Source organism: Komagataeibacter melomenusus, assembly GCF_013155395.1.
Lineage (GTDB): Bacteria > Pseudomonadota > Alphaproteobacteria > Acetobacterales > Acetobacteraceae > Komagataeibacter > Komagataeibacter melomenusus.
The window spans coordinates 73,183-87,721 of the sequence record NZ_JABJWC010000010.1 but is presented as its reverse complement, the minus strand read 5'-3'; the positions used below and the strand labels follow the sequence as shown (position 1 = coordinate 87,721).

Annotated in this window: 14 protein-coding genes and 1 tRNA gene; 5 read left to right on the top strand and 10 right to left on the bottom strand. The window is 64.0% G+C overall.

Going from position 1 to position 14,539, the window contains the following annotated elements; translation table 11 throughout:
* Positions 1-27: 27 nt before the first annotated feature.
* Positions 28-1,509: a glucose-6-phosphate dehydrogenase gene (zwf, locus tag HNW77_RS06300; protein WP_172156147.1), complete on the bottom strand. Its 1,482-nt coding sequence runs from the start codon at positions 1,507-1,509 to the stop codon at positions 28-30.
* A 254-nt stretch (positions 1,510-1,763) separates the two neighbouring features.
* On the opposite strand from zwf, the gene HNW77_RS06295 reads away from it, so the two are divergent.
* Both HNW77_RS06295 and HNW77_RS06290 read left to right on the top strand, forming a co-directional pair.
* Entirely contained in the window at positions 1,764-2,039 is a 276-nt protein-coding gene (locus HNW77_RS06295) for a DUF2312 domain-containing protein (RefSeq protein WP_061275776.1), read from the top strand.
* A 102-nt stretch (positions 2,040-2,141) separates the two neighbouring features.
* Positions 2,142-2,831: a hypothetical protein gene (locus HNW77_RS06290; RefSeq protein ID WP_172156145.1), complete on the top strand. Its 690-nt coding sequence runs from the start codon at positions 2,142-2,144 to the stop codon at positions 2,829-2,831.
* A 50-nt stretch (positions 2,832-2,881) separates the two neighbouring features.
* Here HNW77_RS06290 and proB read toward each other — a convergent pair whose 3' ends face one another.
* From proB to rplU, 4 genes are all read right to left on the bottom strand, one after another.
* Positions 2,882-4,033 carry a glutamate 5-kinase gene (proB, locus tag HNW77_RS06285; protein WP_172156143.1) on the bottom strand — a complete coding sequence of 384 codons (1,152 nt, stop codon included), beginning with the start codon at positions 4,031-4,033 and terminating at the stop codon, positions 2,882-2,884.
* Positions 4,030-5,073, bottom strand: a complete 1,044-nt coding sequence (gene obgE / locus HNW77_RS06280) for a GTPase ObgE (RefSeq protein WP_172156141.1) — start codon at positions 5,071-5,073, stop codon at positions 4,030-4,032. Before obgE ends, proB begins: the two co-directional genes overlap by 4 nt.
* A 148-nt stretch (positions 5,074-5,221) precedes the next feature.
* The gene (rpmA, locus tag HNW77_RS06275; protein ID WP_130730451.1) at positions 5,222-5,491 is read right to left on the bottom strand and encodes a 50S ribosomal protein L27; all 270 of its coding nucleotides are present in this window, start codon (positions 5,489-5,491) and stop codon (positions 5,222-5,224) included.
* Between the two features lie 66 nt (positions 5,492-5,557).
* Complete coding sequence (rplU, locus tag HNW77_RS06270) at positions 5,558-5,872, bottom strand: 50S ribosomal protein L21 (protein ID WP_061275787.1); 315 nt, start codon at positions 5,870-5,872, stop codon at positions 5,558-5,560.
* A 244-nt stretch (positions 5,873-6,116) separates the two neighbouring features.
* Here rplU and HNW77_RS06265 point away from each other — a divergent pair.
* Positions 6,117-6,206, top strand: a tRNA-Ser gene (locus HNW77_RS06265).
* Positions 6,207-6,406: 200 nt separating this feature from the next.
* On the opposite strand, the gene HNW77_RS06260 is transcribed toward HNW77_RS06265, so the two are convergent.
* The 5 genes from HNW77_RS06260 to HNW77_RS06240 form a co-directional block, all read right to left on the bottom strand.
* Positions 6,407-7,240 (bottom strand): DUF429 domain-containing protein, encoded by an 834-nt coding sequence (locus HNW77_RS06260; protein ID WP_172156140.1) that lies wholly within the window; start codon positions 7,238-7,240, stop codon positions 6,407-6,409.
* 18 nt (positions 7,241-7,258) lie between these two features.
* Positions 7,259-8,596, bottom strand: a complete 1,338-nt coding sequence (gene guaD / locus HNW77_RS06255; protein ID WP_172156138.1) for a guanine deaminase — start codon at positions 8,594-8,596, stop codon at positions 7,259-7,261.
* A 35-nt stretch (positions 8,597-8,631) separates the two neighbouring features.
* Entirely contained in the window at positions 8,632-10,836 is a 2,205-nt protein-coding gene (locus HNW77_RS06250) for an FUSC family protein (RefSeq protein ID WP_172156137.1), read from the bottom strand.
* 105 nt (positions 10,837-10,941) lie between these two features.
* Complete coding sequence (locus HNW77_RS06245) at positions 10,942-12,168, bottom strand: UdgX family uracil-DNA binding protein (protein WP_172156165.1); 1,227 nt, start codon at positions 12,166-12,168, stop codon at positions 10,942-10,944.
* 52 nt (positions 12,169-12,220) lie between these two features.
* Complete coding sequence (locus tag HNW77_RS06240) at positions 12,221-13,009, bottom strand: sulfite exporter TauE/SafE family protein (RefSeq protein WP_172156163.1); 789 nt, start codon at positions 13,007-13,009, stop codon at positions 12,221-12,223.
* 240 nt (positions 13,010-13,249) lie between these two features.
* On the opposite strand from HNW77_RS06240, the gene HNW77_RS06235 reads away from it, so the two are divergent.
* The gene (locus tag HNW77_RS06235; protein ID WP_172156135.1) at positions 13,250-13,660 is read left to right on the top strand and encodes an ArsR/SmtB family transcription factor; all 411 of its coding nucleotides are present in this window, start codon (positions 13,250-13,252) and stop codon (positions 13,658-13,660) included.
* A 390-nt stretch (positions 13,661-14,050) separates the two neighbouring features.
* Complete coding sequence (locus HNW77_RS06230) at positions 14,051-14,533, top strand: MucR family transcriptional regulator (protein ID WP_172156133.1); 483 nt, start codon at positions 14,051-14,053, stop codon at positions 14,531-14,533.
* The last annotated feature ends 6 nt before the right edge of the window (positions 14,534-14,539 follow it).

The window sequence follows — 14,539 nt, the reverse complement described above, 5'->3', positions numbered from 1 at the left end:
GGTGGGGTGTCATTGCTCATGCGGCGGTTATTTCTTCATGTCCTCGTGCCACAGATGGCCCGACTGCGAGAGCAGGTTGCGCGCGCCTTCCGGCCCCCAGGTGCCTGCGGCATAGGGTTCGAGCGGGGCCTTGTTCTCGCGCCAGCCCTGCTCGATGGGGTCGATCCAGCGCCATGCGGCGGCCACTTCATCGCGGCGGATGAACAGGATCGGGTCGCCGCGCACCACATCGAGCAGCAGGCGCTCATAGGCATCGGGGTAGCGGATGTTGAAGGCTTTCTCGAACTCGATGTTGATGTCGGCCTGGCGCAGGGCCAGGCTGTCGGTGGGGGTGGGGTCCTTGGTCGAGACCGAGAGCATCACCCCCTCATCAGGCTGGATGCGGATGATCAGGCGGTTGGGCTCGGGATTGTTGGTAAAGATCGAGCACGGGGCCGATTTGAACTGGATCACGATCTCGCTCGACTTTTCCGCCATGCGCTTGCCCGAGCGCAGGTAGAACGGCACGTTGCCCCACCGCCAGGTCAGGATCTCGGCCTTCAGCGCCACGAAGGTTTCCGTCTCGCTGGTCACGCCTTCGCCAAGGTCTTCAAGGTAGCTGCCCACTGTCCGCTCGCCCGTGGTGCCGCGCATGTACTGCCCGCGCGAGGTATAGATGGCCACGTCATCGGCCGAGATGGGCTTGAGCGCGTGCAGCACCTTGAGCTTCTCGTTGCGCACGCTGTCGGCCTCGAGCGAGACCGGCGGGTCCATGGCCACGAGGCACAGCACCTGCAGCAGGTGGTTCTGGATCATGTCGCGCAGGGCACCCGAGCGGTCGTAATACGCGCCGCGCCCCTCCACGCCCACGGTCTCGGCGGCGGTGATCTGCACGTATTCGATGGCATCACACGTCCACAGCCGCTCGAACACCGGGTTGGCGAAGCGCAGCGCGATCAGGTTCTGCACTGTTTCCTTGCCCAGGTAATGGTCGATGCGGAAGATGTGATTCTCGGGGAAGTGGCGGCCCACGCTGTCATTGATGGCCTCGGCGCTGGCAAGGTCGGTGCCGATGGGTTTTTCCAGCACCACGCGTGACTGTTCGGTCACCAGTCCCTCGCGGCTCAGGTTCTCGCAGATCTGGCCGTACAGCGCGGGCGAGGTGGCCAGGTAGTAAACCCGGATGCGCGTTGCGGGCACCGCGTCGAGCAGGGTTTTGAGCGTGGGCCAGTCGCTGTCGGCTTCCGCGCCGTTCAGGCTTACGTAATGGACCATGTTGATGAAGCGCTGCACGGTTGCCTCATCAAGGGCATCGGGCTTGACGTGCTCGTGCAGGGCGTCTGTCGCGCGCTGCTGGTAGTCCGCGCGTGAGAGCGGCGAGCGCGCGGTACCGATGATGCGCGAGGCATCGGGGATCTGCCCGTCACGGTAGCGGTGATACAGCGCAGGCAGCAGCTTGCGCATGGTCAGGTCGCCCGTTCCGCCGAAAACGATGTAGTCAAAGGTATCAACGGGGGGAAGATGTGCCATCGAACGTGGGCCTCCTGCCTGTATCTGGTGCCCCGCATGGCCGGGCGGGCATGCTTGACGTATGCGGACATGACGCGAAAGCGGCATATGGGGTGCAGCTTCGATTACGGCCCGGCTCTCCGGCCTGTCAAGTTGGCATTGACCATCGGGCGTCGGCGCGATAATCCCGCCGTTCCATCCCGTCGCCTAGTGACATTCCCTTCATGTGCGCGTGGGCGGGAGCGGCGCAATCACGATATCTGGAGAAACCTGCCATGAATGCTGATAATTTCGAGGCGGATGACAACCCTGCCGCAGTTGGTGGCATCGCAGCCGATCGCCTGCGCAGCATCATCGAACGTGTTGAGCGGCTGGAGGAAGAGCGCAAGGCGCTTGCAGGCGATATCAAGGATATTTTCACCGAGGCGAAGTCGGCTGGCTTCGATGTCAAGGTGATCCGCCAGATCATCCGCCTGCGCAAGCAGGAACCGGCGGAAGTGGAGGAGCAGGAAACCCTGCTCGACATCTACCGCCGCGCGCTTGGCATGTAACCCGCGCAGGTTGTAGGATCGTCCCTTCAACACCCGCGCTGCCGGTGCGTGGCGGCTGGCCGTGGCCGCGCCGGGGCACTGCCCGTTCAGGTTGCTCGCTGCATGATGTCATCGCTTTTTCCGCAATGGATGCCCGCCTGGGCGCAGGCCGTGCTGCTGGTGGGCGGCATGCTGTTTACCCTGTTGTGGATGCTGGTGCCGTTTGCCGTGTTTGGCGTAAAGGGGCGGCTCGATAACCTGGCCATCCAGCTTGATGACCTGCAGGCCGAACTGCGCGTGCTGGCCCTTGGGCTGAACGCACAGGCGACACAGCCCCCGGCCGTGGCCGAGGCACTGGCCGACCGGGCGCCGCCCCCACCCGCTGAGGCGCCCGTGTGGGAGCCGGCCCCGCCTGCGCCGTCCGTGGAGAGGGACCGGGGAGGCGATGCGCCTGACATCCCCGCCTATGAACGGCGCCCGCCGCGTGCCCAGCCTGCCTCCCCGCCTGCGCCCCCGCCACCTTCCCGGCCTGTTGAGCCCGCGTCCATGTCGGCTGCGCGCACGCCGGTGGAAGAGGATGGCTGGCCGCCCCCGTCGCGCGGGCCATCGCCCGCGCAGCCTTATGTGCCCCGTCGCCCCGTGCCCTCTCATGATGCCGGGGCGGAACCGGGCCTGGCCGAGTGGAGCCGTGAGCCGGTGCGGCCTGTGCCCCGTGGGGTACCGGCGGCGCGTCCGGTCCGCGCTTCGGTCTGGCCGCCTGAGCGCCGTGCGCGCGCCGAGCCAACCCTGCGTTGGCCGCCGCGCCCGGAATAGGCGCGGGAGGCGTTTTTCAGGGGGGAATGGTTCTGAAGCTTCTCTTCATATCAGCCTGTCAGGCTTTCCATTTTTGCCAGCAGCACCAGATCATCGCGGTGGATCAGTTCATCCGCGCCCTGCCAGCCCAGCAGGGCCTCGATCTCGTCTGACTGGTGGCCCGCGATGCGCCTTGCCTCATCTGCCGCATAGGCGGCCAGCCCGCAGGCAATTTTCTGCCCGCCCTGGTCCACCACTGCAATCATGTCGCCGCGATCAAAATCGCCGGTCACGTCGGTCACGCCCGCGGGCAGCAGGGAGGAACCGCCTGCCAGGGCGCGCACCGCGCCATCATCAATCACGGCTCGCCCCGCAGGGGTCAGGCTGCCTGCAATCCAGTTCTTGCGGGCCGAGCGGGCATCTTCTGCTGGCAGGAACCATGTGCAGCGCCCGCCATCGCGCAGGCGGGCCAGCGGGTGCAGCCCTTCACCTTTTGCAATGGCCATGGCGCAGCCTGCCTGGGTTGCGATGCGCGCGGCCATGAGCTTGGTGCGCATGCCGCCAGAGGAATAGCCCGGCGGGGGCGCGCCGCCCATGGCCTCGATGCTGGCGGTCAGTTCTGCTATTACGGGCAGGTGCCGGGCATCGGGGTTGGTGCGGGGATCAGCGGTGTACAGCCCGTCGATATCCGACAGTAGCACAAGCTGGTCGGCATTGATCATCTCGGCCACGCGCGCGCCAAGGCGGTCATTGTCGCCAAAGCGGATCTCGGTGGTGGCGATGGCGTCGTTCTCGTTGATGATCGGCACGCAGCCAAGTGCCAGCAGCGTGTTGAGCGAGGCCCGCGCATTGAGGTAGCGGTTGCGATTCTCGGTATCATCGGGCGTAAGCAGAAGCTGGGCCGCTGTTATGTCAAAGCGCGAGAGGGCATCGGTCCAGGCCTGCGCCAGCCGGATCTGGCCAACGGAGGCGGCGGCCTGCTTTTCCTCCAGCCGCAGCACGGGGCGCGTCAGGCCAAGCTGGTGGCGGGCAAGCGCAATCGCCCCTGATGAGACGACCACGACTTCCGTGCCCTGCGCCCGCAGGGCCGCGATGTCCTGCGCCACGCTGTCCAGCCAGGGCTGGCGGGGAGCCGCCTGCTGCGGGTCCACGATCAGGGCGCTGCCAATTTTTATGACAACGCGCCGCGCGTGGCTGAGCTGGGGCAGGGCGGTCTCGGTCATGTCTCGGGGGTCTCCGCTTTGTGCTGTTCGGCCTTCTCGGCGCGGTCGCGGGTCACGTAATCCTGCAGGCGGCGCAGCACGGTATCGACATGCATGTGCGCGACCGATGACATGGTCATGATTTTGTGCCCGCTGGCCTGCTCAAGGGCCGTGACCCGCTCCTCGATTTCCTCGGGCAGGAGGGCGTCGATCTTGTTCAGCACGATGATCTCGGGCTTGTCGGCCAGGCCGCCGCCATATTCGCGCAGTTCGTGGCGGATGGTGCGCCATGCATCCACCACGCCCTCGGTCTCGGCCGTGCCGTCGATCAGGTGCAGCAGTACCGCGCAGCGCTCGACATGGCCGAGAAAACGGTCGCCCAGCCCGCTGCCTTCATGCGCGCCCTCGATCAGGCCGGGGATGTCGGCAATCACGAATTCTTCCGTCACCGACAGCCGCACCACGCCAAGCTGCGGGTGCAGCGTGGTGAAGGGATAATCCGCAATCTTGGGCCTGGCCGCCGATACGGTAGACAGGAAGGTGGACTTGCCCGCATTGGGCAGGCCGACCAGCCCCACATCGGCAATCAGCTTCAGCCGCAGCCACACCCAGCGTTCCTCGCCCGGCCAGCCCTTGTCGGCCCGGCGGGGCGCGCGGTTGGTGCTGGTCTTGAAGTGCGCGTTGCCACGCCCGCCATCGCCGCCACGGCACAAAAGCAGCCGCTTGCCCGCCACATCAAGGTCGCCAAGCATGGTCTCACGGTCTTCATCAAAGATCTGGGTGCCGATGGGCACCTTGATCACCACCGTTTCGGCGGCAGCACCCGTGCGGTCCGAACCTGCACCATTGCCGCCCTTGCGGGCGCGGAAATGCTGGGTGTAGCGAAAATCGATCAGGGTGTTGAGGTTATCGACCGCCTCGAAGATGATATCGCCGCCACGGCCGCCATTGCCCCCGTCCGGACCGCCAAATTCGATATACTTCTCACGGCGGAAGGCCACGACACCGTCGCCCCCGTCGCCGGATTTTACGTAGATTTTGGCCTGGTCAAGAAACTTCATTGCCTGCGATCCGGTTGGGGCGAGAATGCGTGCCCCGTATGCATGCATGATACCAGAAAATGGCGTGCTGGCGTCATACGAAAAAGGGGGCGGCCAGAATGACCGCCCCCTTCAATTCGGGTAATCCCGTGGTGATAAGGCGTATGCCTTATTCCGCTGCCAGCGGCAGGGCTTCCACGGAAACGTGCACGCGGCCTTCAGCGCGGCGCACGAACTTCACATGGCCATCCACCAGGGAAAACAGGGTGTGGTCGCGGCCAACGCCAACGTTCACGCCGGGCTTCATCTTCGTGCCGCGCTGGCGCACGATGATGTTGCCTGCGACGACGCTCTCGCCACCAAATTTCTTGACGCCAAGACGACGCCCGGCGCTATCGCGCCCGTTACGGGACGAACCGCCTGCCTTTTTTTGTGCCATTGCCTGAACTCCTTAAAACTGAAATCTCTGATCTGACCTGCCCGGACCGTGCGGCCCGGAGAGGGATCAGGCGGCGTTGATCGCGGAGATGCGCACCACGGTCACCGGCTGGCGGTGGCCATTCTTGCGGCGGCTGTTCTGCCGGCGGCGCTTCTTGAAGATGATGACCTTGGCCAGGCGGTCCTGCGCGATCACGGTTGCCGTGACGGTCGCACCCTTGACGGTCGGTGCACCAATGGTCGTGCCGCTTTCGCCGCCAACGGCGAGAACCTGGTCGAACGTGATGGTGGCGCCGGCTTCGGCTTCCAGCTTCTCGACCTTCAGGACGGCATCTTTCGCAACGCGGTACTGCTTACCGCCGGTACGGATAACTGCAAACATTCTCTATCTATCTTTCCGATCTCTTGGCGTGCGCGGCATTGCGGGAATGCAGGCGGCACGGCCCAGTCGCTTTTTTATATTGGCCACATTGCAGCGGCGCCCCGTCCGCGCGGGGTGAATGCGGGCTTTTACTGGCTGCGGGCGGGCAGGTCAATATTTTTGTGGCGCTGTCGAATAGGTAAAAAAGACCCCTTGCGCGGGCGGGCATGCCACCCTATAAGCCGCTGCATCACCGCGTGCAGTTGGAGAGGTGCCGGAGCGGTCGAACGGGGCGGTCTCGAAAACCGTTGTGCGTGCAAGCGTACCGTGGGTTCGAATCCCACCCTCTCCGCCACTGCATCGCGTGTGTTTTTCCCAATTTAAATTGCTGATTTGCGCCATTGAGGCAGCAGTGGCATCGCGTGCGTCAGGCCGTGAAACACGGGCATGACGTGCGGTGCGGACTATTGATGGTGAGAACAAGTGCACGCGCCAAGCTGCACACGCTGTTGTGCGCAAGGACGGCAAGAGCCGCTATCTCTTGATAAAACATGATCATGTGCGGGAAAATGTTCCGTCGATGGGCACCGAACGTTTTCGGGCAGGTTCAGTCAGGTAGTCCCGCACTTCCGGGCTGGCTGGCAAAACCATGTATCCGGTATCCAGATCGCCCAGAAGTACAGACTCTTCACGTGGGCGAAGCCGCCAATGGAGTGCGATCAGTGCGCATAACGCGGCATCCAGTTTGTCCTGATCCTGCTTTCGTGGCCGCGCGATCTTGCCGCAGGCATGGCACCATTCTGCCAGTTCCTTGCAGCCCAGCAGATGTGCCTGTTGCGCGGCAGTGGCTACGACGCGGTTCCAGTCGTCCAGGTGGAAATTTTTTGTTCGGGCCGGGTTATATTTAGGAGCGCTTAGTCGCCCAAAGTACCCGTCGCCGAATGATGCCAGTGCAAGGGCTGGGAAAACCTCGATCAGATAAAGTCCATTGGTTGCTAGTCGGGCTTCTTCGGGATGTTCCCGTGCTTGCAGCGCGTTCAGGAAGCGCCAGATTGGCGAATCATCGCAGAACATGCCTTTTCTTTGCCTGTTGGATGGCTGTACGCCGCCGCCAAGCCAACTCACGAGTGAAGCTACTGCACGTTCTACCGGGCGCATACTGGTCAAGTTGGGCACTATTGTCGGCTGGTCCAGCGCGATAAGTGTGGTGCCGCTGTCATCGGGGGCGCGGCGTACGTTTCGTATGAAAGCGAGTGCCTGATCAAAGGATACCAGTCGTGGGGCATGAAACTGTACCGGATACCCATTTTTGATGCTGACGGCGCAGATGGCTCCGGGGGCTTTCGGATTATCTGTCCATGCGGAATCAAAACCTACATAAATGTCCATAATTGTTCATTAACCCTGTCATTGGGTCATGGTACGGTCATGCACCTTCGTGCCGCCCGCATAGGTCGCGCGGATGCTTCGGTCATCGCCCAGCATCATCAGCGTGAACAGCAGGTCGGCCGTGCTGTCGCACATTTCCGTCCGCAGGGCCTGTAGCGGCGTGGCCTTCGGGTCGAGAATGCACAGGTCGGCATCCATGCCCACGGCTACCGTGCCGATCCGTCCCTCAAGATGCAGCGCCTGCGCGCCGCCCCGGGTCGCCAGCCAGAAGGCCTGTACCGGGTGCAGGCGGTGGCCGCCCGTCTGCGCGATCTTGTAGGCCTCGTTCATCGATTGCAGGTGCGACAGGCTGGTGCCCGCGCCAATATCGGTGCCCAGCCCCGTGCGCACCGGGCGTTTTGCATCCATCACGTCAAACAGGCGGAAGGCCCCGCTGCCCAGGAACAGGTTCGACGTGGGGCAGTGTGCCAGCGCGCAGCCGCTTTCGTGGCAGCGGCACAGGTCGTGCTCGTCCACATAAATGCCATGCCCCATCACGCTGCGCGGGCGCACAAGGCCCGCGCGGTCATACACATCAAGGTAGGAGCGGCTGTCAGGGAAGAGTTCGGCTACCCATGCCACCTCGGCCCGGTTCTCGGCCAGGTGGGTCTGCATGAACAGGGTCTCGTCAGTCTTCAGCAGTGCGCCTGCCAGTTCAAGCTGTTCTGGCGTGCTGGTGGGGGCGAAGCGGGGGGTGACGGCATAGAACTGGCGGTTCCTGCCATGCCAGCGCTCGATCAGCGCGCGCGATTCATCGTAGCCGCGCCGGGCGGTATCGCGCAGGAAGTTGGGTGCGTTGCGGTCCATCAGCACCTTGCCCGCCACCATCAGCGTGCCCAGCCGGGTGGATTCGGTAAAGAATGCATCGACCGATTGCGGGTGCACGGTGCAGTACACCGCCGCCGTGGTGGTGCCGCAGCGCAGCAGTTCGCGCAGGAACGTGCGCGCGATGGTGGCTGCATATTCCCCATCGGCAAAGCGGCGCTCGGTGGGGAAGGTGTAGCGCTCCAGCCATTCCAGCAACTGCTCGCCATAGGCCGCGATCATGGGCAGTTGCGGGTAATGGACATGCGTATCGATAAACCCGGCCGAGATCAGGCATCCCCGGTAATCAGCCACTTCGGTGCCGGGCGGCAGGTGGGCCACGGTTTCGCTGTAGGGGCCAGCATGGGTGATGCGCCCGTTGGTGACCAGAACCAGCCCGTCAGGTTCCTCCACCAGCGCATCGGCGGGCGGCATGAGGAACGGGTTGCCCCGAAAGGTGATGATATGGCCGCGAAGGGCTGCGTGGGCCGGGGGCGTGGGGGCAGGGGTCATGTTGGCTCCATCTCCCTGCCGGTCCGGGCGGTGTGTCAGGACATCTCGCTGGTGCGGTAAGGCTGGGAGGCATCAAGGAAGGCGGCGTTGGCGCCAAGTTCATAGGAAATGACCAGCAGATACGCAATGGCGCGGGTGATCTCGATGCGCGACGTGATGTTGCCTTCCGCCGCCTCGAGCCGGCGCAGGCTGCGCGTGGCCCCACGCGCCACCCGCGCCGTGCGGCCAAAGCGCCCGTACCGCCCGCTGAACTGCGACATGCGGTTGAGGAACAGCTCGATGGCGCGATCCGCTGCCGGTGGCAGTTGCCCGCGTTCGAGCACCGTGCGCAGCCGGATGATGTTCAGCCCGATGGTCATGGCCGAGAGCGTGCCCTGCAGATAGGCCTCGATGGTGGGAGTGGGCGTGGGGCCGGCATGGCGGATCAGGCGCGAGAAACGATCGGTATTGCGCCCGATCCATGACTGCGTGCGCGGCATGGGCTGGGCGGAGGCCAGGTGGCGCAGGTCATGCAGCGTGCGGTTGCGCATGCGCCAGCGTTCCTCGTCATTGTCAAACGGCAGCACCGCGCGGAAGATCAGCACCGCAAAGCCGATGCTGCACAGCAGCGCGAAGGAGGCGTTGAAATACGCAATCTCGTTCAGGCGCGTCTGGTTGCCTGGCCCCACGAGGTTGGGCAGGAACAGACAGTAAGAGGCGGCAGCCCCTGCCGTGGCCGGGTTGCGCGCGGCAAGGCCACCGGCAATCATGGGCAGGGCGAGGACGGCGGCCAGCATCTCGAACTCGGCCGGGCGCGGCAGGAACAGAAGCACCAGAAAGCCCGAGACCAGCACCGCCCAGCACGCCCCACGCAGGAAGTTCATGGTGCCCACCACCGGGTTCTCGCGCGTGGCGAACAGGCCGCATGTGACCGCGACCATGGTGATGAAGCCGATGCCGTTGGCCCAGGCCGTGACCTCCCATATCAGGGCGGAGGCGCCAATGGCCACGGCGGCGCGGATGCCGTTGTAGGCGGCTTCCTTGAAGTCGCGGTGCGCCTCGATGCGGAAATGGAAGTGATCGCCCCTGATCTCGTGCTGGCTGGCATCGAATTCCGCAATGGCCTGTTCCAGTTCGCCCAGCAGCTCATCAAGCGCATTGTGCAGGATGCGGCAGTTCAGCAGGTCATCCACCTCGGCGGTCTCGATGGTGGAGTCGATGCTGATTTCATGGCTCAGCGCGTCGATGATGCGCTGGCGGCACACGCCACGCAGGTCCTGCAGGTCCTGCTGGATATGTGCAATCTCCGAATCGTTTTCCAGCCGTGCGGGCACGCCGAGCAGGAAGGTGCGGGTCAGCAGCGAGGTCTCGGTAAACTGCTCGTTGGTGGTTTCCAGCGCCTTGATGCGCGCCATCATGCCCAGGCCCCGCGAAAGCAGCACCGACACGGCGGCAAGGGCCGCGCGCGCGTGGTCGCCCTCATGCCCGTGCGGGCCCATCTCGACTTCACTGAACTCGATCTGGTCATTGATGCTCAGGATAGTGCCGAACAGGGCGCGCGAGCGCACGAAAGCCGCGTCATCGCCCGCGAGCAGGTTGGCCACGGCATCGGTTGAACTGCCCAGCGCCATCTGGATCTTCTGGCGCATGTTGCGCCGCGCGCTCGAGGCAAGGTTGTGCGCGAACAGCACCGCCACCAGCGTCTCGCACGTAATGCCCAGCACGATATAGGATGTGCGCGACATTGTGATCATGAAGATGTTGTCAGGATCGCGTGTCGCGGCAAGCGCGATGATGGCGCAGGTATAGCCCGACAGCACCAGCGCGTAAGAACGGAAGTTGCGCACCAGGGTCGCGCACATGCAGCATAGCCCGATCCATATGCTGATGGCGGGAAAGAACAGCCATGGCGCCTGCGGAAACGAGCAGACCAGGATCACCGCGCTGATGGCGCCCACGGCGGTGCCCACCAGTCGCCACCGTGCCTTGGAGAGGCTCTCCCCGCGCGAGCCCTGGGCTACGATCCACACGGTCATGGCGGCCCATGGCGGGTCGTCGAGTTCCATCCACATCGCGATCGTCAGCGCCATCAGGGCTGCGACCGTGGTGCGTACGGCAAAGCCGAGTGCTTCAGGCGTGGGGGCGTAGAGCCATTTCAGGCCGCTCATGCGCGCATAGCCCGGTGCGCGGATGGTGGGGAAATGCTTTCCGCTGAAAAGGCGGGTCAGGAAAGAGGGCAGAAGATTGAGGTCTGCAGGCACGATATACGGCTTCCGGCGGCAAGGGGCCCCATACCCATAACCCATCTTGGCATGACGTAATGGTGTTGCGCGTGCATATCAGGCATCGGCTTTCCTCGTGACGGATCATGTCACGGCAGGGGCCAGGCGGCTGGCGGCCAGGCGCAGGTCGTTGACAAAGCGGTCATATTCGCGCGCCCGCGCCGCCTCATCGGGCAGGCGCAGCAGGTAAGAGGGGTGAACCGTCACGAGTCCGTCCGATCCATCCTCCAGCGCAATGAGGCGCGAGCGCTCCCGGCTGATGGTGACAGCCCGCCCCAGCAGCGCCGAGGCCGCCGTGACGCCAAGCATGACCACCACCGCGGGGCGGATGATGCGCCGCTCGGCGGCCAGCCACGGGGCGCAGGCTGCAATTTCCGCCGGGCCGGCCTTTTCATGGATGCGGCGCGTGGGGGTGCGGCGGAATTTGAAGTGCTTGACCGTGTTGGTCACGTACGTATCGTCGCGCCCGATTCCGGCTTCGTGCAGGGCGCGGTCAAACAGTTGGCCCGCCGGGCCGACAAAGGGGCGGCCGGCGCGGTCTTCAATATCGCCGGGCTGTTCGCCTACGAACATCATGCGCGCCGTCTCCCGGCCTTCGCCAAACACGGTCTGGGTGGCATGGGCGGCCATGGGGCAGATCAGGCATGTTTTGGCCGCCAGCGCCACCGCGCGCAGCGACGTGATGCGGGTAATATCAAGGTCGGGCACCATGGGCAGGGCGGGTGGCGGCAGGCTGGTCGGGTCAAGGGGCCGTGGCGCCTGGCCGAGGGCTTCGCGCAGCATCTCGTGGCCGGTCCAGCGCAGCGTGCGGTCGGGCATGTCAAGCTGCCAGGGGGCGAACGAGCGTTGCAGGGTCAGGAACCGTGCATTGCTTTCGGGCACAAGGTCGGGCGTCTCCATGCGGCCCTGATACGGGGTGGTGCCATCGTGGCCGGAAAGGGCCTCGCGGAACGCATCGCGCAGGTGCCGGGTGTGGGTGATGACGTCATCCCTGGCCCTGGCCATGCGGTCCGCCGCCTCTTCACCTGTCGGCATGCCCATGACGTGGTCATAAACCAGCGTGTAGGCGAGGGTGAAGCGGTCGGGCAGGGCGGACTGCACCATGATGGCCGCAAGTTCCATGACCGCGCGCGGCACGGTAAAGCGTGCGGCTTCCGGGTCTGGCGCGGGCAGGGTGGCGGATTCGGTACCGCCTGCGATCTGCCATGTAATGTCGGCAGGCGGGGTGTGGCGGCCCGCAAGGCTGCGCGTGGCCGTGCGCCAGCCTGCGAAGTCGGCTTCATGGGCAAGGGTGACGGTCATGTGGGGCATGGTGGCGGTCTCATCACGGTGGCGGGCAGGCGCAGCAGTGCCCGCGCGGTGATCAGACAAGGCCCATGGCCCGCGCGCTGCGCCACATCATGTAGAGTGCCACGATAAAGATCAGGCATGCAAAGATCAGCCGCAGGCGTTGTGGGGTGCGGCCCAGCCTGCGCGCCGCAAGCGTGCCGCCCAGGCCGCCGACTGTTCCGCCCGCGACTAGAATGGCCGCCATGGGCAGGTCAACCATCCCGGCCGCGCCGTAGCTGACCGATGTGGTCAGCCCGAAGGCGCACACCGCCACCAGCGATGTCGCGATGGCATTGAGCATGGGCATGCCAGTTGCCGCCAGGAGTGCTGGCACGATCAGGAAGCCGCCCCCGATTCCGAAGAAGCCCGAGCAGAATCCTGTCGCCACGCCATAAAGCAGCACGGGCATCATGGTCGTGCGCTCGGCGGGGGCGGGGGGCTGCGCGTCCGTGCCGCAGCCGCGCGCCATCAGCCCGCCCACGCCCAGCATGACCAGCGCGAACAGGAACAGAAGGTGCTGCCCGTTGATGATCTTGCCGCACGCGGCCCCCACCAGCGCGCCCCCTACGCCTGCCCCTGCGAACACGCTGGCGCAGGCCCACCGCACGTTGCCCGCCCGGGCGTGGCTGGCAAGATTGAACAGGGCATTGACCGTAACCGCCACCGCACTTGTGCCGATGGCGCGGTGCGGGTCGCTCATGCCAACCACATAAAGCAGCAGCGGCACGGCCAGGATGGAGCCGCCGCCCCCCACAAGCCCGAGCGTGAAGCCAATGATACCGCCGCTGCCCAGCCCGAGGGCGACCTGCGCCAGGTTAGCCATGGGCGCCAGGTCAGCCATGGTGCGTGTGGCCGGGCATCGGGGGCTGGAACGGGTGGCTGGAGGTCATGTGGCGGGTCCGGTTCGTGGCATGTAGGGCTGACTAATGGTTTATCTGTTTAGTATATTATGTATGTGTTTTATCAAGCGCTATATTCCGCCCCTGCGGCAGGCGCGCTGTTGCACGGGGGGCGAATATGGTACAGCACGCGTACAAACCGCCAGTTGATAAGGGAGCTTCCCATGCCCAACATGCCCAGAACACGCGAAGTGGCCGAAAGCCTTGTGCAGCGCTTGCGGCTTCTGGCCCAGCCCCAGCGGCTCATGGTGCTGGCCTGCCTGCTCGACGGTGAAAAGAGCGTGGGCCAGATCGAAAGCGAGACCGGTATCGGCCAGCCAACCCTGAGCCAGCAGCTTGCGGAACTCCGGCGCGCCGAAATTGTTATAACCCGCAAGGAGGCCCGGCAGGTTATTTACAGTATTAAGGATAGTATGGAAGAAATGCGCGTGCGCCTGATCTGTGCCGTCTGTGACCCGGATTTTGACATGGAGCGCCTGGCAGGGCTGGTGCGCCGGGGAACGGCGGCACCCGCCCCGGCTCCGGTCAAGGATGAGCCGGCGGCCTGCTTCGCCCGGATATATATGGAATCGTGACGGCGCGGTTGGGAGCGTATTTCAAAACAACATATTGATGGGAACAATAAAAGCTTTCCCGCAGTGCTGCCTTTGTTCGGAATGGCGGCCTTTTCCGGGGCGTTCTGAAAAAAGCGGCTCGCAGAAAACGCCCATATGATGGCCGGAATTCTTCGGATTGAGTTTTTTCGGTGCATTTTGAATCAATTTTATACAAATAAACGCTTTTCATGGGCTCTGTTATTTAATACTGGATGTTCCATATAATATAAGAGGTATAGGTAATCAGAATAAGCGTTGTCGGTTTAATGTCGAGTATTGTATTCAACATTCTGTCCGTATATGTAAACGTAATGAAGGATCGTGAATAAATCACGAAATTTGATTGTAAGTTAAAAAGGCGCAAAAACCATGTCTGATACCGAGCAGGATTTCTCGTGTCTGGAACTGACCGCACAGATCGTGTCGGCGCATGTTTCCAATAACAGCGTCGGCGCCGATGTGCTGCCTGACCTGATCCGTAATGTTTACACTGCACTGTCAACCGTTGGGCGCCCGGCAGAAGAACCCGAGAAGCTTCAGCCTGCCGTGCCCATCAAGCGCTCGGTGTTCCCCGATTACATCGTCTGCCTTGAAGATGGCAAGAAACTCAAGATGCTCAAGCGCCATCTGCAGAGCGCCTATGGCATGACCCCAGACCAGTACCGCGAGCGCTGGGGCCTGCCCGCCGAATACCCCATGGTTGCCCCCAACTATGCCGAGCGCCGCTCGAGCCTTGCGCGCGAGATCGGGCTTGGCCGCAAGATCACCGCGGCCTCGGCTGCGGCAGCGGCATCTGAAGCCAGTGGGGCGGAAGGGGGTCGCGGGCGGCCGGGCCGTCGGCGCAAGGCATGATACGGG

Excerpts from the sequence above, each read along its gene's own strand:
- zwf (WP_172156147.1), bottom strand. The coding sequence starts at position 1,509 with ATGGCACATCTTCCCCCCGTTGATACCTTTGACTACATCGTTTTCGGC.
- HNW77_RS06295 (WP_061275776.1), top strand. The coding sequence starts at position 1,764 with ATGAATGCTGATAATTTCGAGGCGGATGACAACCCTGCCGCAGTTGGT.
- HNW77_RS06290 (WP_172156145.1), top strand. The coding sequence starts at position 2,142 with ATGATGTCATCGCTTTTTCCGCAATGGATGCCCGCCTGGGCGCAGGCC.
- proB (WP_172156143.1), bottom strand. The coding sequence starts at position 4,033 with ATGACCGAGACCGCCCTGCCCCAGCTCAGCCACGCGCGGCGCGTTGTC.
- obgE (WP_172156141.1), bottom strand. The coding sequence starts at position 5,073 with ATGAAGTTTCTTGACCAGGCCAAAATCTACGTAAAATCCGGCGACGGG.
- rpmA (WP_130730451.1), bottom strand. The coding sequence starts at position 5,491 with ATGGCACAAAAAAAGGCAGGCGGTTCGTCCCGTAACGGGCGCGATAGC.
- rplU (WP_061275787.1), bottom strand. The coding sequence starts at position 5,872 with ATGTTTGCAGTTATCCGTACCGGCGGTAAGCAGTACCGCGTTGCGAAA.
- HNW77_RS06260 (WP_172156140.1), bottom strand. The coding sequence starts at position 7,240 with ATGGACATTTATGTAGGTTTTGATTCCGCATGGACAGATAATCCGAAA.
- guaD (WP_172156138.1), bottom strand. The coding sequence starts at position 8,596 with ATGACCCCTGCCCCCACGCCCCCGGCCCACGCAGCCCTTCGCGGCCAT.
- HNW77_RS06245 (WP_172156165.1), bottom strand. The coding sequence starts at position 12,168 with ATGCCCCACATGACCGTCACCCTTGCCCATGAAGCCGACTTCGCAGGC.
- HNW77_RS06240 (WP_172156163.1), bottom strand. The coding sequence starts at position 13,009 with ATGGCTAACCTGGCGCAGGTCGCCCTCGGGCTGGGCAGCGGCGGTATC.
- HNW77_RS06235 (WP_172156135.1), top strand. The coding sequence starts at position 13,250 with ATGCCCAACATGCCCAGAACACGCGAAGTGGCCGAAAGCCTTGTGCAG.
- HNW77_RS06230 (WP_172156133.1), top strand. The coding sequence starts at position 14,051 with ATGTCTGATACCGAGCAGGATTTCTCGTGTCTGGAACTGACCGCACAG.